A 20,623-nucleotide genomic window follows, 5' to 3' on the forward strand; every position below is an offset into this window, starting at 1 on the left:
CTCCTAGCCGCTCAAGTTGAAATTGCCGTTGGAACCGTAGATGGCCAGGGAGACAAGCAATGTCACCGAAACGATCACGATCAGCGAGGTGCGGACGGCGTTGCCGACGGCGATACCGACGCCGGACGGTCCGCCGGTGGCGAAGTAGCCGAAATAGGTATGTATCAGCAGGATGGTGATCGCCATCAGGATCGCCTGCAGGAACGACCAGAGCAGATCGATCGGGTTGAGGAAGGTGTAGAAGTAGTGGTCGTACAGCCCGCTGGACTGGCCGAGCAGCACCGTCGTGGTGAATTGGGAGGCCAGGAACGACAGGATCACCGCGATGGCGTACAGCGGCGTGATGGCGATCATCCCCGCCACGATGCGGGTGGACACCAGGTACTCGACCGGCCGAATGGCCATGGACTCCAGCGCGTCGATCTCCTCGTTGATCCGCATGGCACCGAGCTGGGCGGTGACGCCCGCGCCGAACGTGGCGGCCAGGCCGATGCCGGCGACAACCGGGGCGGCGATGCGCACGTTGATGAAGGCGGCCAGGAAGCCGGTGAGCGCCTCGATACCGATATTGCCGAGGGAGCTGTATCCCTGGATGGCCAGCGTCCCGCCGGTGGCCAGCGTCAGGAACCCGACGATGACCACGGTGCCGCCGATCATGGCCAATGTTCCCGCGCCCATGGAGATCTCGGCGATCAGCCGGATGACCTCCCGCCGGTAGTGCATCGCCGCATGTGGTGTCCCGGCGATCGCCCTGCCGTAGAACAGGGTGTGGTCCCCGATCCGCGACATCAGCGCCACCGGTTTGCGTCCCTGCGCCACCAACCGTGGATAGGTGGACCGCAGTACCGTCATGGTTCCCATCAGTGCGCCGTCATCCGGATACCGATGGCGGTCACCACGACGTTGATCACGAAGAGGGCCATGAACGCGTACACCACCGTCTCGTTGACCGCATTGCCGACGGCCTTCGCGCCGCCCCCGCTGATCGTCAGGCCGCGGTAGCACGCCACCAGGCCGGCGATCAGCCCGAACAATGCGGCTTTCACGCAGGAGATGATGACCTCGGGTACACCGGTCAGCAGGGTGATGCCCGCGGCGAAGGCGCCGGGGTTCACATCCTGGATGAACACCGAAAACGTGTAGCCGCCGATAATTCCGATGATCACCACCAGACTGTTGAGCAGCAGGGCCACCAGTCCCGAGGCGAGGATGCGCGGAGTCACCAGGCGTTGCACCGGGTTGATGCCCAGCACCTCCATGGCGTCGATCTCCTCACGGATGGTGCGTGAACCCAGATCGGCGCACATTGCGGTCGCGCCCGCGCCCGCGACGATCAGCACCGTGACCATCGGGCCGATCTGCGTCACCGCCCCGAACGCGGCGCCGGCCCCGGACAGGTCGGCCGCCCCGAGTTCGCGCAGCAGGATGTTGAGGGTGAAGCTCACCAGGACGGTGAACGGGATCGCCACCAGCAGCGTGGGAGCCATCGATACCCGGGAGATGAACCAGCACTGCTCGAGAAACTCCCGAACGAAGAACGGTCGCTGGAACGCGTAACGGAACGCGTCGGCGCCCATCAGGAACAACCCGCCGATGGCTTGCATCGGGCCGCTCATGCCCTGGATCCGCGCAACCCCCGGGGACCACTTGTCTGCCATCTACGCCGGTCCTTCCAGGAGGGTCACCGCGGCCACTGCCGTGGGGCCACCGACATTGTGTGCCAACGCAACCCGGGCCCCGTCCACTTGATTGACGGCCTCCCCCCGCAATTGCGCGAACAGTTCGACGCACTGTGCCACACCGGTGGCACCCGGCGGGTGCCCTTTGGCTTTTAATCCCCCACTGGGATTCACCGGCAGTGCCCCGCCGACGGTGGTGGCTTCCGTCTCGACGAGTTTGTGGGCCTCGAACCGGTCGGCGAAACCGAGGTCTTCGTAGCTGATCAACTCGATCCCGGTGAAGAAATCGTGTACCTCGGCGACATCGATGTCGGCCGGTGTCATGCCGGCCATCGCGAATGCCTGCTTGGCGGCCCGGACGGTGGCCGGCAGGGTCGTCATGTCCCCCTTGTGCTGGTGCATCACCGAGTCCAACCCCAGGCCCACGCCCCGGATCCACACCGGACGGTCGGTGAACCGGTCGACGACCTCTTCGGCGGCGATCACCAGTGCGGCCGCGCCGTCGCTCTGCGGCGCGCAGTCGTACACATGGAATGGTGTCACCACCGTCGGCGCCGTCAGCGCTTGTTCGAGGGTGATCTCGAAACGTAACCGCGCCTTCGGATTCGGCAAGCCGTGCCGGTGGTTCTTCACCGCGATCATGGCGAGGTGTTCACGGGTGGCCGGCGATTCGTGCAGATACCGGCGGACGTGCAGGGCAAAGCCGGCCGGGGCGACCAGGCCCAGTGGGTAGTCCCAGGCCTTGTCCCTGGCCATCGCCTCCCATTCCCACAGCATGTCCTTGCTGGTGGTGTCCCGCAGCTTGTCCGCCCCCATCACCAGCGCCACGTCGTATGCGCCCGCGGCGACCGCGTACATCGCGTTGCGAACCGCGTCATTTCCGGTGGCACAAGAGTTTTCGATGCGGGTCACCGGCAGATCGGGTAGGCCGAGGGTGTCGGCCAGGATGCCGGCCGGGAACCCGTCGGCGGTTCCCATCGAGCCGTACCAGGCGGCCTGCAGGTCGTATTTGTCCAGACCCTTGTCGATGCTGCGCACGCAGTCGGCGAAGGCCAGCGGCAGCAGGTCCTTGAGACCGAGCGCGAAATGCTCCCCGAAAGGGGTCATCCCGGCGCCCACGATGGCGACGTTTCTCATGACCTCCCTCCCGGGTTGCGGTGGATCGTACCGAGCTGATTACGGTATGGTTCGCCGTTTTTGCGGATCGGGCCCCGGTGGGCGCTCATGCGGCTGCCTCGTCCGGCACGAAGGCGTACCCGTAATCGGGCACCCCGGAGCGCACCGCCACCCGGCGCAGCGCCATCCGGCCCCGGTCGCCGATATCGACGGTGCCGGGTTCGACACCGGTGACCTTGACCAGCGCCCGCACCCCGACCCCGTCCAGTTCGACGATGACCAGTGAGTACGGGGTTCGCAGGCCGGGAACCGGCACATGCACGGTCACCTCGGTGTACACGGTGCCGGTGCGCGGCAACGGCACCAGTTCGTAGTCCATCGCCAGTGATCCGTCCCGGCCCACACGGAAGCGGGGCGGGAAGTCCAGTTCGTCGCCACCCGCGAATGTCCCTGCTTCCCAACGGACCTTGGCCTCGAAGGCGCGCTCGTAGGCGGCCAGCGAGATCGGGATGTCTGCGCCGGGGACAACCGAACCGACGGGCACCGGCCGGGCGGTGGGTTCGTGACAGCGGGTGACCGCCGTGCCACCGCTGACCGTGATACCGGACAGAATGGCCTGCTCGACGGCCACCATGGGGCCGGTCCTGCCGCTCTCGACCATCCGCGCCAGGGCGAAGATGCTCGCACTGGCGCCCGTGGTCGGCAGCCGGGGCGGGTCGGGCAGGCACAGTTCCCGTGCCCGATCGTGATCGACGCCGGCGACCGCGGCCGGCGTGTCCAGCCAGGCCGCTTCCAGGGAGGCGATCAGACCGCGCTCGTGCAGCAGCCGCGGGTCGCCGTAATCCTGCACTCCGCCGGCTTCCGTGCGGGTGCGCACCGGCAGGCTGCGGGCCACCCGGGCGGCGGTGCGCACCTGCAGGCCCTGCTCGGCGGTCACCAGTGCGGCCGCCCCGGCGGGGTCCAGGTCGACGCCGATGATCAGCGTCCTGGGCCGGGCCGAGCTCACCGCGTCGGCCGTCGCCGGGGCGCCCCCGAGCCGCTCGTCGACCTCCAACTCGGGGTCCAGCCCCAGGCCGGCCAGCAGTACCGCGGCGTTACTGCTTTCCAGCAGCGGGAAGTCGCGGCTCACCACCACCACACGCTCGACCGCACCGCCGGATTCCAGTGCGGCACGGCCGGCTTCGACGGCGAGGGTGATGGCATCCTCGTCGTCGCCGGGCACCCGGTGCTGGGGGCTGCCCCAGCACGGCAGGTAGCTGCCGATGGAAGCGACGTAGGGCATGGGCTGTGTCGGAACCTCTCTGGTGAACGATCAGGTGACCGCGCCGGCGGTTTTCAGTTCGATGATGCGATCCCAATCCAGCCCGAGCTCCAACAGGATCTCCTCGGTCTGCTCGGCGAATCCCGGGGCTCCCGCGGTGTGCGGTGCGCCGACGTCGAACTGCACCGGATTGGCCACCAACTCCAGATCGCCCGCGGTGACGATGTATTCGTTCGCCCGGATCTGGGCGTCGGCGGCGGCCTGCAGGGTGTCCTGCACCGGCGCCCACGGCCCGGCCAGGGTGGCGAACCGCTTGCTCCACTCCGGCAGCGTCCTGCCGGCCATCACCTTGCGCAGGATCTCGACGGCCTCCGCGGTGTGCTCGGCGATCGACTCGGCCGTGGCGAACCTCGGGTCATCCGCCAACTCCGGCAGGTCCAGGTGTCGGCAGACATCGGCCCAGAATTTGGTGGGTTGCATCATGACGAACGAGATATAGCGATCGTCGGCCGTGGCATAGACCCCGACGAGCGGATTGATCGGTGACCCGTGCACCCCCGGCGCCGGTGCGACCAGCCGCTGATTGAGGTGCGAGGTGAGCGCGACGGTGTGGCCCATCGCCCACAGCCCGCTGCCGAGCAGCGATACGTCGACCACCGATGGCTCGCCGGTACGTTCACGTTTGAGCAACGCCGCGGCGATGCCGCCCGCCAGGTTGGTGCCGGAGATGGTGTCGCCGTAGGCCGGCCCGGGCGGGCCGATCATGCCTTCGATACCGGGCGGGGTGATGGTGGCCGCGGTGCCCGCGCGGCACCAGAAGGCGGTCATGTCGTAGCCGCCCCGCTCAGACTCCTCGCCGCGAGGTCCGAGCGCACTGCCGCGCGCATAGACGACGGTCGGGTTCACCGCACGGATGTCGTCGACGTCGATACCGAACTTCCTGCGGTGTCCTGGCAGGAAGCTGGTGAGGAACACATCGGCACGCCGCGCCAGTTCAAGCAGGATCTCTCTGCCCTCGGGGACCGACATATCCAGGCCCACACTGCGTTTGCCGCGATTGGCGTGTTCGATGTTGGGGTTGGGGTCGCCCTCGACGCGCAGCGGCCCGGTCTGGCGCAGCCCGCGCTGCGGGTCACCGGTGACGGCGTGCTCCACCTTGATGACATCGGCGCCCCATTCCGCGAGCACCGCGCCGGCCGACGGGACGAACCCGTACATGGCCACCTCGAGCACCCGGATCCCGTCCAGCGGCTTGGTCATTCGATCACCGCCTCGCAAGCTCGGTTCCCGAATGACCAACCATGATTCGCTCGGCAAGCCTCGCTCATTCGACCGGCCCTACCGGCACCGCGAAGGTCTTGGCCTCCAGGAACTCCTCCAGCCCGGCCGCACCCATCTCGCGGCCGATACCGGACTGCTTGAACCCCCCGAAGGGGCTGTCCGGACTGAAGTAGTTGCCGCCGTTGATGGAGAAGGTGCCGGTGCGGATCCGGCGGGCCACCGCCAGCGCCCGGTCCTGACTGCCGAACACGGCGCCGGACAGTCCGTAGATGGAATTGTTGGCGATCGCCACCGCGTGGTCGTCGTCGTCATAGGCGATGACCACCAGGACGGGACCGAAGACCTCTTCCTGGGCGATCTCACTGTCGGGATCGACGTCGGTCAGCAGGGTCGGGGTGTAGAAGAACCCCGGCCCCTTCTTCTCCCCACCGGTGACGAGGGTGGCACCGGCAGCCACGGCGCGCCGCACCATGGCGTCGACCTTGTCGCGCTGCTTCTCACTGATCAACGGCCCCATATAGGTGGTGGGGTCGGTGGGGTCGCCGAAGCGGACGTGTCCGAAGTTGGTCTTGACCAACTCGACGATCTCGTCGTGGTGGCGGCGGGGCACCAGCAGCCGCGAGGTCAGCGCGCAGCCCTGGCCGGCATGAGTGACCATGCTGAACGCGGCGAACACCGCGGCCATGCCGAAATCCGCGTCATCGAGCACGATGGCCGCCGACTTGCCGCCGAGTTCCAGGAACACCTTCTTCAAGGTCGCGCTGGCGGCCGACATGATGGCCCGGCCGGTCGGCGTCGAGCCGGTGAAGGTGACCATGTCGACGTCCGGGCTGGTGGTCAGCACCGCGCCGACCTGCGGGTCGGCACCGCTGATGACGTTGACGACGCCGGCTGGGATATCGGTGTGCTCGGCGATCAGCTCGGCCAGCGCCAGGGTGATCAGCGGTGTATCGGGTGCCGCCTTGAGCACCACCGTGCAACCCGCGGCCAGTGCGGGGGCGAGCTTGGCCAGGGCCAGTTGATTCGGATAGTTGTACGCGATGATGGCGGCGACGACGCCGGCCGCTTCCTTCTCCACCCACCGGTGGTGCAGCGCGCCGCGACTCTCGACATTGCCCAGGTCCTCGGTGAGCGGATAGTCGCGCAGCAGGTCGGTGTAGTACTTGACGATCGCGATCGGCTGGTCCAGCTGCGCGCCCTGGTTCAGCGCCGCGGTGGCTCCCACCTCGGCGGTGGTCAGTGCGGCCAGCTCGTCGCGGTGATCGAGGAGAGCCTGGTGGAACTGCTCAAGGCAGCGGATCCGCAGCGCGACATCGGTGGCCCACCCCGAGGTGTCGAAAGCCCTGCGGGCGGCCGCCACCGCGGCCTCGGCATCCGCGATCGACGCGTCGGGGGCGTACCCCAGCACCTCACCGGTGGCGGGGTTGAGGGTCGCGAAGGTGTGCGCGGCGTCGACCAGTTGCCCGTCGATCAGCATCCTCCGGTCGGCGTTCGCCGATCCCCGCTCAGCGGTGATCGTCGAGGTCTCACTCATCGTTGCTCCTCACTGTGATGGAAATTTCATTCTCATCATCGGCGAATCTTACATTCGCGCCATGAGAACGCAAGGACGCGCAGACATCCGCGGTGAGCGGCCCCATCAGGCCCTTCGAGCCAAAGTTCTGTTCCGCGGATCGGCGTCACGTACCTTGCGGGATCAACTCTGGCGAGAGTACGGTTCTCATATTCGGAAGGATGATTCTTGAGCCGAAGGCACGCGAGGAGGCCCTGTAGGTGAAGAACGCTGTCGTCACCGGTGGCGGGTCCGGCATCGGACTGGCCATTGCGGATCGACTCCGCGCCGACGGTTACAACGTGGCCGTCCTGGATCTCAACCCGTCCGATACGCCCTGTTCATTCGTCGCCGACGTGACCGACCGCGCCGCGGTCGATACCGCGATGGACGCCGTTCGCGCCCGACTGGGGCCCATCACCATCCTGGTCAACGCGGCCGGGCTGGACAGCTTCAAGAAGTTCACCGACACCTCGTTCGAACACTGGCAGCGCGTCATTGACGTCAATCTCAACGGGGTGTTCCACTGCATCCAGGCCGTGCTGCCGGACATGATCGAGGCCGGCTGGGGACGCATCGTCAACATCTCGTCGTCGAGCACGCGCTCCGGCCAGCCCTATATGGCCCCGTACGTGGCGGCCAAGTCGGCGGTCAACGGGCTCACCATGACGCTCTCCCAGGAGTACGGCCCGGCCGGGATCACCGTCAACGCCGTCCCGCCCGGTTTCATCGACACGCCGATGCTGCGCAAGGCCGAGGATCGCGGCTTCCTCGGCGACACCGAGGAACAGATCGCCAAGACCCCGGTGCGGCGGATGGGCAAGCCCGAGGACATCGCCGCCGCCTGCGCCTTCTTCGTCTCCGAGGAAGCCAGCTACATCACCGGGCAGATCCTGTCCGTCAACGGCGGCCGGACCAACTAGGAGCAAGGGACACCATGGGAAACGTTGAGGGCCGGGTTGCCGGGAAGGTCGCATTCATCACCGGCGCGGCACGCGGCCAGGGGCGCAGCCATGCCATCCGGCTCGCCGAAGAGGGCGCCGACATCATCGCGGTGGATCTGTGCCGGAACCTGGACACCGTCGGCTACGCCTTGTCCACCCCGGAGGACCTGGAGGAGACCGCGCGCTTCGTCGAGAAGACCGGGCGCCGCATCGTCACCGCGCAGGCCGACGTCCGGGAGGCCGGTCAACTCAAGGAGGCGCTCGACGCCGGGCTGGCCGAGTTCGGCAGGCTCGACATCGTGGTGGCCCAGGCCGGTGTCGCCGCGATGAAGGGCCAGCCCCCGATGCAGGCCTGGACGGACGGCATCAACACCAACCTGGTCGGCACCATCAACGCGATCCAGGTTGCCTTGCCGCACTTGACCGAAGGCGCATCGATCATCGCCACCGCATCGGCGGCAGCGTTGATGGACGCGAGCAACAAGCCGAATCCGGGTGCCGATCCGGGCGGCATGGGTTACATGGTGTCCAAGCGGATGATCGCGGAGTACGTCCACTACCTGGCCACCGAGCTGTCCCCCCGCGGCATTCGCGCCAACGTCGTCCACCCCACCAACTGCAACACCAACATGCTGCAGAGCGAGCCGATGTACAGGTCGTTCCGTCCGGACCTGGAGCACCCGGAGCGCAAGGATGCCGAGCCGGTGTTCTATGTGCAGCAGGCGATGAAGGTCCCGTGGGTGGAGCCGGTGGACATCAGCAACGCGGTGCTGTGGCTGGCCTCCGACGAGGCCCGGTTCGTCACCGGTATGCAGCTGCGCGTCGACGCCGGTGGCTACCTCAAGTGGTACGACTACCACGTGTGATGCGGGACAACGGATTTCCGGCACTTCCGAAGGAGCTGACGTAGTGAAGGTCTCAGTGGACGCGTCCCGGTGCCAGGGACACACCTTGTGCTCGATGATCGCGCCGGAGTCGTTCCAGCTCGACGATGTCGACGGCCACGCGTCACCGGTCTCCGAGATCGTGCCCGCCGACCGGCAGGACGCGGTGCGCGAGGCCGCGCACTCCTGCCCGGAACAGGCCATCGTCATCGAATGACAGCGCCGTCTGATCACCGAAGCCAAAGGGAGACAAAGCGTTGAGTATCGACGACCGCGTGACCGACGACGACCGCAAGAAGAACACCTACCACTTCGACCGGCACACCCCGGAATACCGGCTGCAGTTCGAGAAGATCACCGAGGAGATGCAGTCCCGGTGCCCGATGGCGTGGACCGACACCTACAACGGGCACTGGGTGGCCGCGGACAGCAAGCACGTCTTCGAGCTGGCGCGTTGCCCCGTCGTCTCGAACCACCACGACATCAGCGGTGAGACACCGTATCAGGGCATCACCATCCCGAAAGCCAGTCGTGCGACCGTGGTTCGCGGCGGCATCCTGGAGATGGACGAGCCAGAGCACAGCATCTATCGCGGTGCCCTGAACCCGTATCTGTCCCCCGCCGCGATCAAGCGGTGGGTACCGTTCGTCGACGAAATCACCCGCGCTGCACTGGATGAGCACATCGAGTCGGGCCGTATCGACTTCGTCGAGCATCTGGCCAACGTGGTGCCCGCGGTGTTCACCCTCGCCATGATGGGCATCGAACTCAAGAAGTGGAATGTCTACAGCGAGCCCACGCACGCCTCGGTGTACACCCCCGAGCATTCCCCCGACCGCGAGAAGATCAACGCCCAGCACCGCGAGATGGGCATCGACATCATCAACAACATGATGGAGATCAGGGAGAACCCGCGCCCGGGTCTGGTCAACGCGATGCTGCAGTTGCGCATCGACGGCGAACCGGCGCCGGACATCGAGATCCTCGGCAATCTCGGGCTGGTCATCGGCGGCGGTTTCGACACCACCACCGCGCTCACGGCCCATGCGCTGGAGTGGCTGGGACAGCATCCCGACGAGCGCGAGCGGCTGAGCCGGGAGCGCGCCACACTGCTGGATCCGGCCACCGAGGAATTCCTGCGCTTCTTCACCCCGGCGCCCGGCGACGGCCGCACCTTCTCCGCGGATGTCGAGGTCGAGGGGCAACGGTTCAAGCAATATGAGCGGCTGTGGCTGTCCTGGGCAATGGCCAACCGCGACCCTTCGGTGTTCGACGAGCCCAATGAGCTCATCCTGGACCGAAAAGGTAACCGGCACTTCAGCTTCGGCATCGGTGTGCACCGTTGCGTCGGTTCGAACGTGGCCAGGACGGTCTTCAAGTCCATGCTGACCGCGGTGCTGGACCGGATGCCGGACTATGTGTGCGACCCGGAGGGCACCGTGCACTACGACACCATCGGTGTCATCCAGGGCATGCGCAACCTGCCGGCGACCTTCACCCCGGGCAAGCCGCTGGGGCCCGGCCTCGACGAGACGCTGGACAAGCTGCAGCGCATCTGCAACGAGCAGGAACTGGCCCGGCCCATCACCGAACGCAAGGAAATCGCGGTCATCGACTGACGACCGGGGCAATTCGGCGCGCGCAATTCTGTGAGTTCGGTAATATTCTGCGTCCCGGAATGGAAATGTCCGGCAAAACCGCACGTCACGACCCCTTCGTCGCGCGACCCCTTGGCATGTCGGCGCGTGCTGTTAGCCTGTCAAAAGGAACATGTAACGCAACCGGCGCGGCCACCGAAAAGTAAGTGTCGCCGGAAACAGGTCGGGCGGGGAAAGGTATCTAGGTAATGGTGAAAGTGTCGGGAAAGAAATTGGTGTTCACCCTGGTCGGGCTGGCGGCGTCGCTGCCACTGACCGCAGGTATCGCGTCGGCGACTCCTGACTTGAGCCCGGTGGTCAACACGACCTGTACGTACGACCAGGTCATCGGCGCGATGAACGCCGAGCGGCCCGATCTCGCCGCCGAGTTCAACGCACAGCCGGTCGGTCAGGCGATGCTGCGCAACTTCCTGGCGTCCGGTCCGGCGGAGCGGCAGCGCACCGCCACCCAGATCGCCAACGCGCCGGGGGCCTCGCGGTACTTCGACGGGATCGCGCAGATCATCACCACCTGCAACAACTACTGATCTCAGCACCGGATTCGGCGCGTCTCGGCATTGCCGAGACGCGCCGAATCCGTTTCAGCCGCGGGGCAGGCCGAGCACCTGTTGCGCGATGATGTTGCGCTGGATCTCCGAGGTGCCCCCGGCGATGGTCCCCGAGAAGCTGCGCGCGTAACGCTCGAACCAGCTGGCGAAGTAGTGGTCCAGGTTCATGTGCGCGTAGGGGCCGCTGAACGACGGGTGGAGCAATCCGTCCGGGCCCGCCGCCGCCAGCGCGTTTTCCGAGGCGCGCAGTTCGGCCTCCGCCCCGAGCAACTTGGGCACCGACACCGACGCCACGTCCACCTCGCCGCGCGCCGCCTTGGCCAGTCCGACGGAGCCGAGCAAGCGCAATGCCTGGTAGTCCATGATGGTGCTGGCCAGCTGATCGCGTTCCAAGGGTGTGGACGGCCGGAAATCCCCGATCGAGTTGGCGATCCGGTCCGCGAAGCCCAGCCACATCATGGTGCGTTCGTGGCCGAGCGAGCCGTTGGCCACCCGCCAGCCCTGGTTGAGGGGACCGATCAGGTTCTCCACCGGCACCCGGGCGTCGGTGAAGAACACCTCGTTGAAATCCTTGTCCTCGATATCGCAGATCGAGGCGAACGGCCGGCACACCACACCCGGTGTCGACGTCGGGATGACCAGCACGCTGATGCCCTTGTGCTTGGGCGCGTCGGGATCCGTCCGGACGAACGTCAGCAGCAGATCGGCATCGTGGGCGCCGGAGGTCCACACCTTCTGCCCGTTGACCACGAAGTGGTCCCCGTCCCGGACCGCCCGGGTGCGCAGCGAGGCCAGATCCGATCCGGCGCTGGGCTCGCTCATGCCCAGCGACGCGGTTTGTTCGGCACGCAGGATGGGCACCGCCCAGCGGTGCTTCTGTTCCTCGGTGCCGAACGTCAGCAGCGAGGCCGCGATGATGTTGACGCCCTGCGGGTTGAAGCTGTGATAGATCCGCCGCTTGCACAGCTCCTCCAGGTGCACATAGGTCTGCAGCACCGAGGCGTTGCGCCCGCCGAACTCCGGCGGTTGCGCGGGCAGCAGCCAGCCGTTGTCGAACAGCAGCCGCTGCCAGTCGCGGGCCCATTGCGGCATGTGCGACACCGAACGCGGCCGTTCCAGCGTGACGGCGGCCGAGGGCAGGTGCTCGTCGAGGAAGGCCGAGAACTCGGCACGGAACTCCTCGACGTCGGCATCGAAGGTGAGCTGCATCAGAACTCCTGGAAATTCGAGCGGTATTCGGCGGCGATGACGGCCCGGTGCTCGGCGGCGCCACCCAGCATCAGCTCACCGGCCTTGGCCCGCTTCAGCGCGAACTGCAGGTCGTTCTCCCAGGTGAAACCCATGGCCCCGAAGGTCTGCAGGCCGTGCCGGAACACCAGGGACTGGCACTCCCCCGCGCTGGCCTTGGCCATCGCCGCGGCGATGCGCCGACGCGGGTCCTCGGCGGCGATGGTGAGCGCCGCGAAGTAGGCCAGGGCCCTGGCCCGTTCGATCGCGACGTACATGTCGGTGGCCTTGTGCTGGATCGCCTGGAACGACCCGATGGGAACACCGAACTGGTGCCGGCTCTTGGCATGTTCCAGGGCAAGATCGAGGATCCGCTGGCACGCACCGACCATGGTGATCGCCATGCCCATCAATGCGACGTGCCGCGCCCGTTCGACCCGGTCGAGCGCCGCGGCCGGGTCCAGGTCGAGCCGGTCCGGCTCGTCGACCCGGACGTGGTCGAAAATCACCTCGGCGACGTGCAGTACCGGGTCGAAGACCTCGGCGCGCCGGATCGTCAGCGCGTCCGGCGCGATGACGAACACCCCGCCGGCGGTGACGACGGCGAGCCTCTCGGCTCGGTCCCCGTCCAGCACGAAACGTGCGGTGCCGTCGAGCAGCCAGCCCCGTGCGTCGCGGTGGGCGGTCACCCCGTCGTAGATCGCCGCCCCGGCCAGGGCCGGATCGAACCGGTCGCCGGCCAGCGGCGCGTACTGCGACAGCGTCGCCAGGAACGGCGTCGGATCGGTGGCCCGGCCCAGTTCCTCGAGCACGATCGCGAGCTCGACGGCGTTCTCCTGGTCGGCCAGCTCCGTCCAGCCGGCTTCCAGGTAGGACTGCCAGAGCGGCGCGGGGTCCTCCCCACGCTCGGCGATCCCCCGCACCAGCGACGGCGGGCACTGCTTGCCCACCGCGTCGCGTACCGTCTCCTGCCATAGCCGCTGGTCAGCGTCGAACTCGAGCAGCACGCGGCACCTCCCGCCTGGTCGTCCTGATTTGGCGAGAATATCATTCTCGTCATTGGTGTCGCCATTCTCCGACAATCAGTATGGGGTTTTACCGAGCTGGCGCTGCGCGACTGACCAGCATGGTCTCTCACCAGCACGGATGTAAGCGATCCGCTGGAGAACATTATTCTTGCTTTGGAAGAACAAGGATCTACACTGGGAGCAACTACGGCCGGCCCGCCCGGCATCGTGATGCGAAGGATGGCCCCTGGTGAAGCAGTTCAGTGACGGTTCGACGGTGGTGGACGTCCCCGTCGTCGACGCCAGCGTGCACATCTTCTTCGGCTCCAACCGCGACCTGCGGCAGAACTTCCTGCGTGAGCCCTTCAGCAGCCGCGGCTTCCCCGACTACGAGATGGATTGGTACGGCGCGCCCGGTGGCGAGTACCTGAAACAGGCGACGGGACCCAACCGCGAATACCCCGGCTCCGACGTCGGACTGGTGGCCGAGCACCTGTTCGCCGACCGGGGCGTCGACGTGGCGGTGTTGCACCCGATGACGCGCGGCATCATGCCCGACCGCCACCTGGGATCGGCGATCGCAGCCGCCCACAACGACATGATGGTCACCCGCTGGCTGGAGCACGACGAGTTCGGTGAGCGGTTCCGGGGCACCATCCGGGTCAACCCCGACGACATCGCCGGCGCCCTGCGCGAGATCGAGAAGTACCGGGACCATCCGCGCGTCGTGCAGATCGGTGTGCCGCTGCAGTCCCGCGAGCTCTACGGCAAGCCGCAGTTCTGGCCGCTCTGGGAGGCCGCCGAGGCGGCCGGCCTGCCGGTGGCCGTGCACATCGAGGTCGGCGCCGGAATCCAGTTCTCCCCAACACCTTCCGGCAAGACCCGCACGCACGAGCAGTACCTCTCGTTCATGTCGCTGAACTACCTGTACCACCTGATGAACATGATCGCCGAGGGCGTGTTCGAACGGATGCCGAACCTCAAGATGGTGTGGGCGGACGGCGCCGCCGACATGCTCACGCCGTTCATCTGGCGGATGGACTGTTTCGGGCGGCCGCACCTTGAGCAGACACCATGGGCGCCCAAAATGCCCAGCGACTACCTGCCCGGCCACGTCTACTTCGTCCAGGGAGCCTACGACGGGCCGGGTGATGTCGACTTCGCCGGCGAGTGGTTCGGCTTCAGCGGCAAGGAGGACATGACGATGTTCGGGTCGAGCTACCCGCACTTCAACGCCGCCGAGCTGACCGTGCCGGCGTCCTACAGCGCCGAACAGCGCGACAAGCTGTGCTGGCGCAACGCCGCCGAGTTGTACGGCATCCACAGTCCGGTTCTCTCGCCCGTCGCGGGCGCACAGTAGAGGCAGCGAGGAGTCCGCCGATGACCGTCACCGCCACCCCCCGGGTCGCCCCGGCCGAGCGCATCACCGTGCGCTGCGTCGACTCCGACGTGCACCCGATGCCGCGCCGCGGTGAGCTGGCCCCCTACCTGCCCGAGCCCTGGCGCAGCAAGTATTTCGGCTCGCACCCGGTGGGCGAGCAGATCTACTACGACGCACCCGATTACGCGCACTCCTACGCCATGCGGGTGGACGCCTTTCCACCCGATGGCGAGTTCGCCTGCAGCGACCCGGAGTTCGCGTTCAAACAGCTGATCATGGAGGCCGGCTCGGATATCGCCATCCTGGAGCCCACCCATGCCGAGAGCCGGCTCAGCGAAGCCACCCACGCGTTCTGCCAGGGGGTGAACTCCTGGCTGGCCGAGAACTGGCTGGACGCCAAGAACAACTGGCACGAGCGCTGGCGCGGGTCGGTGTGCGTCGCCATCGAGGAGCCGGAACTGGCCGCCGCCGAGATCCACAAGTGGGCCCAGCACCCGTACATGGCGCAGGTGCTCATCAAGGCCGAACCACGACCCTCGTGGGGCGATCCGATGTACGACCCGATCTGGACGGCCGCCACGGACGAGGACATCACGGTGTCCTGTCACCTGTCCCGCGGTTATTACGAGACGCTGCCGATTCCTCCGGTCGGGTTCCCCAGCTACAACCACGATTTCATGGTCACCTACTCGCTACTGGCGGCCAACCAGGTGATGAGCCTCATCTTCGACGGCGTCTTCGACCGCTTCCCCACCCTGCGCATCGTCTTCGTCGAACACGCCTTCACCTGGATCCTGCCGCTGATGTGGCGCATGGACGCCATCTACGAAGCGCGCAAGGGCTGGATGGACATCAAACGCAAACCCAGCGAATACGTCAAAGACCACATCAAGTTCACCACCCAGCCGCTGGATTACCCGGACGACAAAACCGAACTGACCCGCGCATTCGAGTGGATGGAATGCGACAAGATCCTGCTCTACTCCAGCGACTACCCGCACTGGACCTTCGACGACCCGCGGTGGCTGGTCAAACACCTCCCCGAACACGCCCGCGAGAACATCATGTTCCGCAACGGCATCGGCACCTACAAGCTCCCCGACACCGTGCCCGCCCTCGAGGGACAGGTTCGGGTGTTCTAGTGACGGAACCGAATCCGCCACGCCTCGCCCAGGGCCGCGAGCATGCCGTGGCCACCGTCGACGAAATCCCACCGGGGACGCACAAACTGGTGCCGATCGGGCGCCACGGGGTCGGCGTGTACAACGTCAACGGAACCTTCTACGCCATCGCCAACTACTGTCCGCACGAGGGTGGCCCGCTGTGCTCGGGGCGGGCACGCGGCCTCAACGTCGTCGACGAGAACGTGCCCGGTGACGCGGTGATGGTGCGCGACAAGGAGTTCATCTTCTGCCCTTGGCACCAATGGGGTTTCGAACTGGCCACCGGGACCACGGCCGTCAAACCGGAGTGGAGCATCCGCACCTATCCGGTGCGCGTCGTCGGCGACGCCGTACTGGTGCAGGCATGACGAGCAGCGAAGGGCCCCAGCTCAAGCGGGGCGAGAAGATCATCGAGATCAACGGCGGCAACGTCGTCTACGAGATCCTGGGCAAGTCGGGTGATCTGATCGCGCTGACACCCGGCGGCCGATTCAGCAAGGACATCCCTGGGCTGCGACCATTGGCCACCGCGCTGGTCAAGGGCGGCTACCGGGTGCTGCTGTGGGACCGGCCGAACTGCGGCAAGTCCGACGTCCAGTTCTACGGGCAGAGCGAATCGCACATGCGGGCCGAGACGCTCTACACCCTGATCGCCAAACTCGGTGTGGGACCGTGCATCATCGCCGGTGGCTCCGGTGGGGCGCGGGATTCGATGCTCACCACCATGCTGTATCCGGAGATCGTCACCAAGCTGGTGGTGTGGAACATCGTGGGTGGGGTGTACGGGTCGTTCGTGCTCGGCGGGCACTACGTGACCCCGAGCATCCTGGCGGTCCGTGGCCTGGGCATCGACGGATTGCTGCACGTACCGGAATGGCGGGAACGCATCGAGCAGAACCCGGCCAACCGGCGGCGCTTCCTCGACCTGGACCCCGACGAATTCCTCAAGGTGATGTTGCGCTGGCTCAACGCATTCGTGTCGAAGCCGGGCCAGACCATCCCCGGCGTGCCGGACGAGATGTTCGACAACATCACCGTCCCCACGTTGATCATCCGCGGCGGGGAGAACGACTGGGACCACCCGAAACGCACGTCGCTCGAAGTGAGCTGCCTGATCAGGGGGTCCACCCTGATCGACCCGCCCTGGCCGGAGGATGCATGGGAACGTGCCGGTGAGAAGTTCGCCCGCAGCGGCGGAAAGAAGTTCTGCCTGTTCGACACCTGGGTGCAGGCCGCACCGGCCATCCTCGACTTCCTGGCCACCTGAGATGGACTACTCCAGCAGGATGCGCACCTCGCTGTTCAACGACGCCTCCAACGCGGTGTGGATCCGGCTCTCCGGGATGCGTTCCATGTCGGCACGGCGCAACGTCACCTCCACGATGTCCCAGCCCTGCCCGCCGGGGAGCCGGTGTACCCGGCCGGTCAGGCCGAAACCGGCGAGCACTCCATGCGCGTCGTCATCGGTGCCGCGGCTCACGAAGGTCAGCACGCCGGCCACCGGCCGGGTGCCGAATGCCTTGCTGCACAAGGTGACGGCTTCGTCGGTGAGCACTTCGGCGTGCACACCGGTCAGCAGCACCTCGATCTGCCGCCGGCCCGCGGGAAGCGCCGCGAGGTCGGTGGCCACCACGTCGACGCCCAGGGCACGCAGGGTAGCCAGGCCCTCGACCAGCCGGGCCGGCGTCAGCTGCCCGAACGGATCCACGTCGACACGCACCACAGCGGTTCTCACGATCGCCAGCCTATCCGGATATGCGGCGCGGGAAGGGATCAGCCACCGATGACCACCACCACCGCAACGGATATCGCGACCGTCGTCTGGCCCGGCCTGACACCGCGCCTGCTCTCGGTCGGCCCCGAAAGCCTTTCCGACTACACCCGTTCCGGCGGATATCAGGATCTCGACGATCCGCGACGCTTGCTGGACGAGGTCGCCACGGCCGGCCTGCTGGGCCGCGGTGGTGCGGCGTTCCCGCTCGCGGTGAAGCTGCAAACGATGCGCGCGGCGCACCTCGCCGGGCGACCGACGGTTGTCGTCGCCAACGGCGAGGAGGGTGAGCCGGCGTCGGTGAAAGACCGTTGGCTGCTGCGTAACCGGCCGCATCTGGTGTTGGACGGGGTGCGGTTGGCCGCCCGGGTGATCGGCGCCGACCGCGCGTATGTGTACGTTTCGGATCCGCACGCGGCGGCCGCGGTGCACGCCGCGCTCGCCGAGGCCGACACCTCACCGCCGGTCACCGTGGTCACCGTCTACCCCGGCTATATCGCCGGTGAGGAATCGGCCGCGGTGCGCGTGATCAACGGCGGGCCCGCCAAACCCACCGACAAGCCGCCGCGGGTGTTCGAAGAGGGGGTGGCCGGGCGGCCCACGCTGGTGAGCAATGTCGAGACGCTGGCGCACCTGCCGTATATCCAGCGGCACGGCGCGGAGGCGTTCCGTGCGCACGGCACCCAGGCGTCACCGGGTACCTTCCTGGCCACGGTCACCGGCGCGGGCCGGACGCCGGTGCTCTACGAGCTGCCGCACGGCACGCCCATTGCGGATCTGCTTGCCCTGCATGGTGTTTCCCCTGCCGAGGTGGCGGGACTGCTGATGGGTGGTTACTTCGCCGGGTTGCTCAACGCCACGGCGCTGAGCGCCGGCTTGGACCACGAGACGCTGCGCGCCCTCGGCTGTGGCCTGGGATGCGGAGCGATCGCGGTGCTCACCACGGACTGCCCGGTCGCCGTCGCCGCATCGGTGCTGGACTATTTCGACCGGGAGAACGCCGGGCAGTGCGGATCATGCTTCAACGGGACTGCCGCGATGGCCGCGGTGACCGGTGCGCTGCGTGCCGGCGCCGCCACCGCCGAGGACGTCGATCGGCTCCAGCGCTGGTCGGTGGTGCTGCGGGGACGCGGCGCGTGCGCGACGCTGGACGGCGCCGCCAACATCGCGGCCAGCCTGTTGGCCCAGTTCCCGGATCTCGTGCAGGCGCACCTGCACAGCCCGTGCGAGGGGTGCCGCTCCTTCGATGCCCGACGTCCCTTCGAGATCGAGGCCCTCTGATGAGGATCAAGCTGGACCGCACCGTCTGCGACGGTTTCGGCGTCTGCGCCAAACATGCGCCCACATACTTCTCCTTGGACGACTGGGGTTATGCCAAGCTCGAAGGCAATGGTGTGGTCCCCGAGCAGGATCGAGACGCCGTGATGCGCGCGCTGCTGGACTGCCCGGTGCACGCGATCATCGAACTCAGCACCGCCGACACCAAGGCGGGCAGCTGATGGCCGGGCGCCCCCTTCCCCAGCTGACGCTGCAGAACGAGTTCTTCTGGACCTCCGGCGCCGACGGCCGGCTACGTATCCAGGAATGCCGACGCTGCGAGGCGCTCCTCCACCCGCCCGCCCCGATCTGCCGGTACTGCCGCAGCCAGGATCTGGGTGTGCGCGCGGTGTCGGGCCGGGGCACCCTGGCCGGCGTCAGCGTCAATCACCGCTTCGGCTTCCCGGATCTGCCACCGCCGTACGTGATCGCCGAGGTGGCCATCGCCGAGGATCCACGGGTGCGGCTGACCACCAATATCGTCGACTGCGATCCGGACAAGCTGGAACTCGGCCAGCCCGTCGAGGTCCGCTTCCACCACGTCGACGACGTGTGGTTGCCGGTGTTCACCCTGGCTGCCGACCAGACGACACCGGCCGCCATGCCCGAGGACGAGATCGCGCCAACCGATTTCGGCGCGTACGTACGGCCGATGCGCACGACCGAGAAGTTCGAGGACCGCTCGGCGATCACCGGTATCGGGGCGTCGACACTGGGCCGCCGGCTGATGGTGCCCCCACTGTCGCTCACCATCGAGGCGTGCCGCGCGGCGGTGGCCGACGCGGGATTGACCTTCGACGATATCGACGGCCTGTCCACCTACCCGGGCCTGGACGTCGCCGGCATGGGCGAGGGCGGGGTGTCGGCCCTGGAAGGTGCGCTGGGACTGCGCCCCACCTGGATCAACGGCGGAATGGACACCTTCGGTCCGGGCGGCTCGGTGATCGCGGCGATGATGGCCGTGGCGACCGGCATGGCCCGGCACGTGTTGTGCTTCCGCACGCTGTGGGAGGCCACCTTCCAGCAGCTGCTCAAGGACGGCAAGATGTCGCCGCCGGGCGGCGCCCGCACCACCAGTTGGCAACAGCCGTTCGGCGGTGTCTCGGCAGCACACACGTTGGCGCAGAATGCCTCCCGACATTTCCACCGGTACGGCACCACGCGTGAGACGCTCGGCTGGATCGCGCTCAACCAGCGCGCGAACGCCGCCCTGAACCCCACCGCCATCTATCGGGACCCGTTGACGATGGACGACTATCTGTCCGCCCGGATGATCACGACGCCGTTCGGGTTGTACGACTGCGATGTGCCCTGCGACGGTGCGGTCGCGGTCATCGTGTCGGCGGTGGAGACCGCGGGCGATCTGCCGAAGAAGCCGGTGCGCGTCGAGGCCGTCGGCACCCAGATCATCGAGCGGCTGGACTGGGATCAGACCACACTCACGCACGAACCTCAGGTACTCGGCCAGTCGGCGCATCTCTGGAGCCGGACGTCGTTGCGGCCCAACGATGTCGATGTCGCCGAACTGTACGACGGGTTCACCTTCAACTGCCTGTCCTGGCTTGAGGCGCTCGGTTTCTGCGGGATCGGTGAGGCCAAGGATTTCCTGGACGGCGGCACCACCATCGCCCGTGACGGGCTCATCCCGCTCAACACCCACGGCGGCCAGCTCTCGCACGGCCGCACCCACGGGATGGGACTGATTCACGAAGCCGTCGTCCAGCTGCGCGGGGAGGCGGGCGAGCGGCAGGTGGCGGGTGCCAAGGTGGCGGTGGCCAGCAGCGGCGGACTGACCCCCAGCGGTGTGCTGTTGCTGCGGACCGATGACTGACCG

General features: G+C 67.1%; 21 protein-coding genes. 12 read left to right on the top strand and 9 right to left on the bottom strand.

All coding sequences use genetic code 11. The features are described from left to right. Window positions 1-3: 3 nt before the first annotated feature. From BN977_RS04390 to BN977_RS04415, 6 genes are all read right to left on the bottom strand, one after another. Entirely contained in the window at window positions 4-861 is an 858-nt protein-coding gene (locus BN977_RS04390; RefSeq protein ID WP_024455319.1) for an MlaE family ABC transporter permease, read from the bottom strand. Next, window positions 861-1,658: an MlaE family ABC transporter permease gene (locus tag BN977_RS04395; RefSeq protein WP_036396491.1), complete on the bottom strand. Its 798-nt coding sequence runs from the start codon at window positions 1,656-1,658 to the stop codon at window positions 861-863. Before BN977_RS04395 ends, BN977_RS04390 begins: the two co-directional genes overlap by 1 nt. Further along, entirely contained in the window at window positions 1,659-2,816 is a 1,158-nt protein-coding gene (locus tag BN977_RS04400) for a thiolase C-terminal domain-containing protein (RefSeq protein WP_024455321.1), read from the bottom strand. An 85-nt stretch (window positions 2,817-2,901) separates the two neighbouring features. Next, the gene (locus BN977_RS04405) at window positions 2,902-4,077 is read right to left on the bottom strand and encodes an OB-fold domain-containing protein (protein ID WP_036396492.1); all 1,176 of its coding nucleotides are present in this window, start codon (window positions 4,075-4,077) and stop codon (window positions 2,902-2,904) included. Window positions 4,078-4,107: 30 nt separating this feature from the next. Continuing rightward, complete coding sequence (locus BN977_RS04410) at window positions 4,108-5,316, bottom strand: CaiB/BaiF CoA transferase family protein (protein ID WP_036396493.1); 1,209 nt, start codon at window positions 5,314-5,316, stop codon at window positions 4,108-4,110. Between the two features lie 64 nt (window positions 5,317-5,380). Next, the gene (locus BN977_RS04415; protein WP_036396494.1) at window positions 5,381-6,871 is read right to left on the bottom strand and encodes an aldehyde dehydrogenase family protein; all 1,491 of its coding nucleotides are present in this window, start codon (window positions 6,869-6,871) and stop codon (window positions 5,381-5,383) included. A 239-nt stretch (window positions 6,872-7,110) separates the two neighbouring features. On the opposite strand from BN977_RS04415, the gene BN977_RS04420 reads away from it, so the two are divergent. The 5 genes from BN977_RS04420 to BN977_RS04440 all read left to right on the top strand — a co-directional run bounded on the left by BN977_RS04420 (window position 7,111) and on the right by BN977_RS04440 (window position 10,902). Continuing rightward, on the top strand, window positions 7,111-7,812 hold the full coding sequence (locus BN977_RS04420; RefSeq protein WP_036396495.1) for an SDR family NAD(P)-dependent oxidoreductase: 702 nt from the start codon (window positions 7,111-7,113) through the stop codon (window positions 7,810-7,812). Window positions 7,813-7,826: 14 nt separating this feature from the next. Next, window positions 7,827-8,699, top strand: coding sequence for a mycofactocin-coupled SDR family oxidoreductase (locus BN977_RS04425; protein ID WP_024455326.1), 873 nt, complete (start codon window positions 7,827-7,829; stop codon window positions 8,697-8,699). A 43-nt stretch (window positions 8,700-8,742) separates the two neighbouring features. Continuing rightward, entirely contained in the window at window positions 8,743-8,934 is a 192-nt protein-coding gene (locus BN977_RS04430) for a ferredoxin (RefSeq protein WP_024455327.1), read from the top strand. 40 nt (window positions 8,935-8,974) lie between these two features. Beyond that, window positions 8,975-10,336, top strand: coding sequence for a cytochrome P450 (locus BN977_RS04435; RefSeq protein ID WP_024455328.1), 1,362 nt, complete (start codon window positions 8,975-8,977; stop codon window positions 10,334-10,336). A gap of 227 nt (window positions 10,337-10,563) precedes the next feature. Beyond that, window positions 10,564-10,902, top strand: coding sequence for a hemophore-related protein (locus BN977_RS04440; protein ID WP_024455329.1), 339 nt, complete (start codon window positions 10,564-10,566; stop codon window positions 10,900-10,902). A 54-nt stretch (window positions 10,903-10,956) separates the two neighbouring features. Here BN977_RS04440 and BN977_RS04445 read toward each other — a convergent pair whose 3' ends face one another. Together BN977_RS04445 and BN977_RS04450 are read right to left on the bottom strand one after the other, a co-directional pair. Continuing rightward, window positions 10,957-12,132, bottom strand: a complete 1,176-nt coding sequence (locus tag BN977_RS04445) for an acyl-CoA dehydrogenase family protein (protein WP_024455285.1) — start codon at window positions 12,130-12,132, stop codon at window positions 10,957-10,959. Next, on the bottom strand, window positions 12,132-13,157 hold the full coding sequence (locus BN977_RS04450; RefSeq protein ID WP_036396496.1) for an acyl-CoA dehydrogenase family protein: 1,026 nt from the start codon (window positions 13,155-13,157) through the stop codon (window positions 12,132-12,134). Before BN977_RS04450 ends, BN977_RS04445 begins: the two co-directional genes overlap by 1 nt. 250 nt (window positions 13,158-13,407) lie before the next feature. On the opposite strand from BN977_RS04450, the gene BN977_RS04455 reads away from it, so the two are divergent. The 4 genes from BN977_RS04455 to BN977_RS04470 are packed head-to-tail and all read left to right on the top strand — an operon-like array spanning window position 13,408 to window position 16,968. Next, window positions 13,408-14,517, top strand: coding sequence for an amidohydrolase family protein (locus BN977_RS04455; protein WP_051561051.1), 1,110 nt, complete (start codon window positions 13,408-13,410; stop codon window positions 14,515-14,517). A 20-nt stretch (window positions 14,518-14,537) separates the two neighbouring features. Then, window positions 14,538-15,680, top strand: a complete 1,143-nt coding sequence (locus tag BN977_RS04460; RefSeq protein ID WP_036396497.1) for an amidohydrolase family protein — start codon at window positions 14,538-14,540, stop codon at window positions 15,678-15,680. Next, the gene (locus tag BN977_RS04465) at window positions 15,680-16,069 is read left to right on the top strand and encodes a Rieske (2Fe-2S) protein (protein ID WP_036396498.1); all 390 of its coding nucleotides are present in this window, start codon (window positions 15,680-15,682) and stop codon (window positions 16,067-16,069) included. Before BN977_RS04460 ends, BN977_RS04465 begins: the two co-directional genes overlap by 1 nt. Then, entirely contained in the window at window positions 16,066-16,968 is a 903-nt protein-coding gene (locus BN977_RS04470) for an alpha/beta fold hydrolase (protein ID WP_024455280.1), read from the top strand. The genes BN977_RS04465 and BN977_RS04470 overlap by 4 nt, the downstream gene beginning before the upstream one ends. A gap of 6 nt (window positions 16,969-16,974) precedes the next feature. On the opposite strand, the gene BN977_RS04475 is transcribed toward BN977_RS04470, so the two are convergent. Then, window positions 16,975-17,436 (bottom strand): hypothetical protein, encoded by a 462-nt coding sequence (locus BN977_RS04475; RefSeq protein ID WP_036396499.1) that lies wholly within the window; start codon window positions 17,434-17,436, stop codon window positions 16,975-16,977. 48 nt (window positions 17,437-17,484) lie between these two features. On the opposite strand from BN977_RS04475, the gene BN977_RS04480 reads away from it, so the two are divergent. From BN977_RS04480 to BN977_RS04490, 3 genes are read left to right on the top strand one after another with little or no spacing between them, the layout of a single operon-like run. Beyond that, the gene (locus BN977_RS04480; RefSeq protein ID WP_036396500.1) at window positions 17,485-18,753 is read left to right on the top strand and encodes an NADH-ubiquinone oxidoreductase-F iron-sulfur binding region domain-containing protein; all 1,269 of its coding nucleotides are present in this window, start codon (window positions 17,485-17,487) and stop codon (window positions 18,751-18,753) included. Further along, the gene (locus tag BN977_RS04485) at window positions 18,753-18,971 is read left to right on the top strand and encodes a ferredoxin (RefSeq protein WP_024455277.1); all 219 of its coding nucleotides are present in this window, start codon (window positions 18,753-18,755) and stop codon (window positions 18,969-18,971) included. Before BN977_RS04480 ends, BN977_RS04485 begins: the two co-directional genes overlap by 1 nt. Next, entirely contained in the window at window positions 18,971-20,620 is a 1,650-nt protein-coding gene (locus BN977_RS04490) for a thiolase C-terminal domain-containing protein (protein ID WP_024455276.1), read from the top strand. Before BN977_RS04485 ends, BN977_RS04490 begins: the two co-directional genes overlap by 1 nt. Window positions 20,621-20,623: the final 3 nt, after the last annotated feature.

The organism is Mycolicibacterium cosmeticum, from assembly GCF_000613185.1.
GTDB lineage: Bacteria > Actinomycetota > Actinomycetes > Mycobacteriales > Mycobacteriaceae > Mycobacterium > Mycobacterium cosmeticum.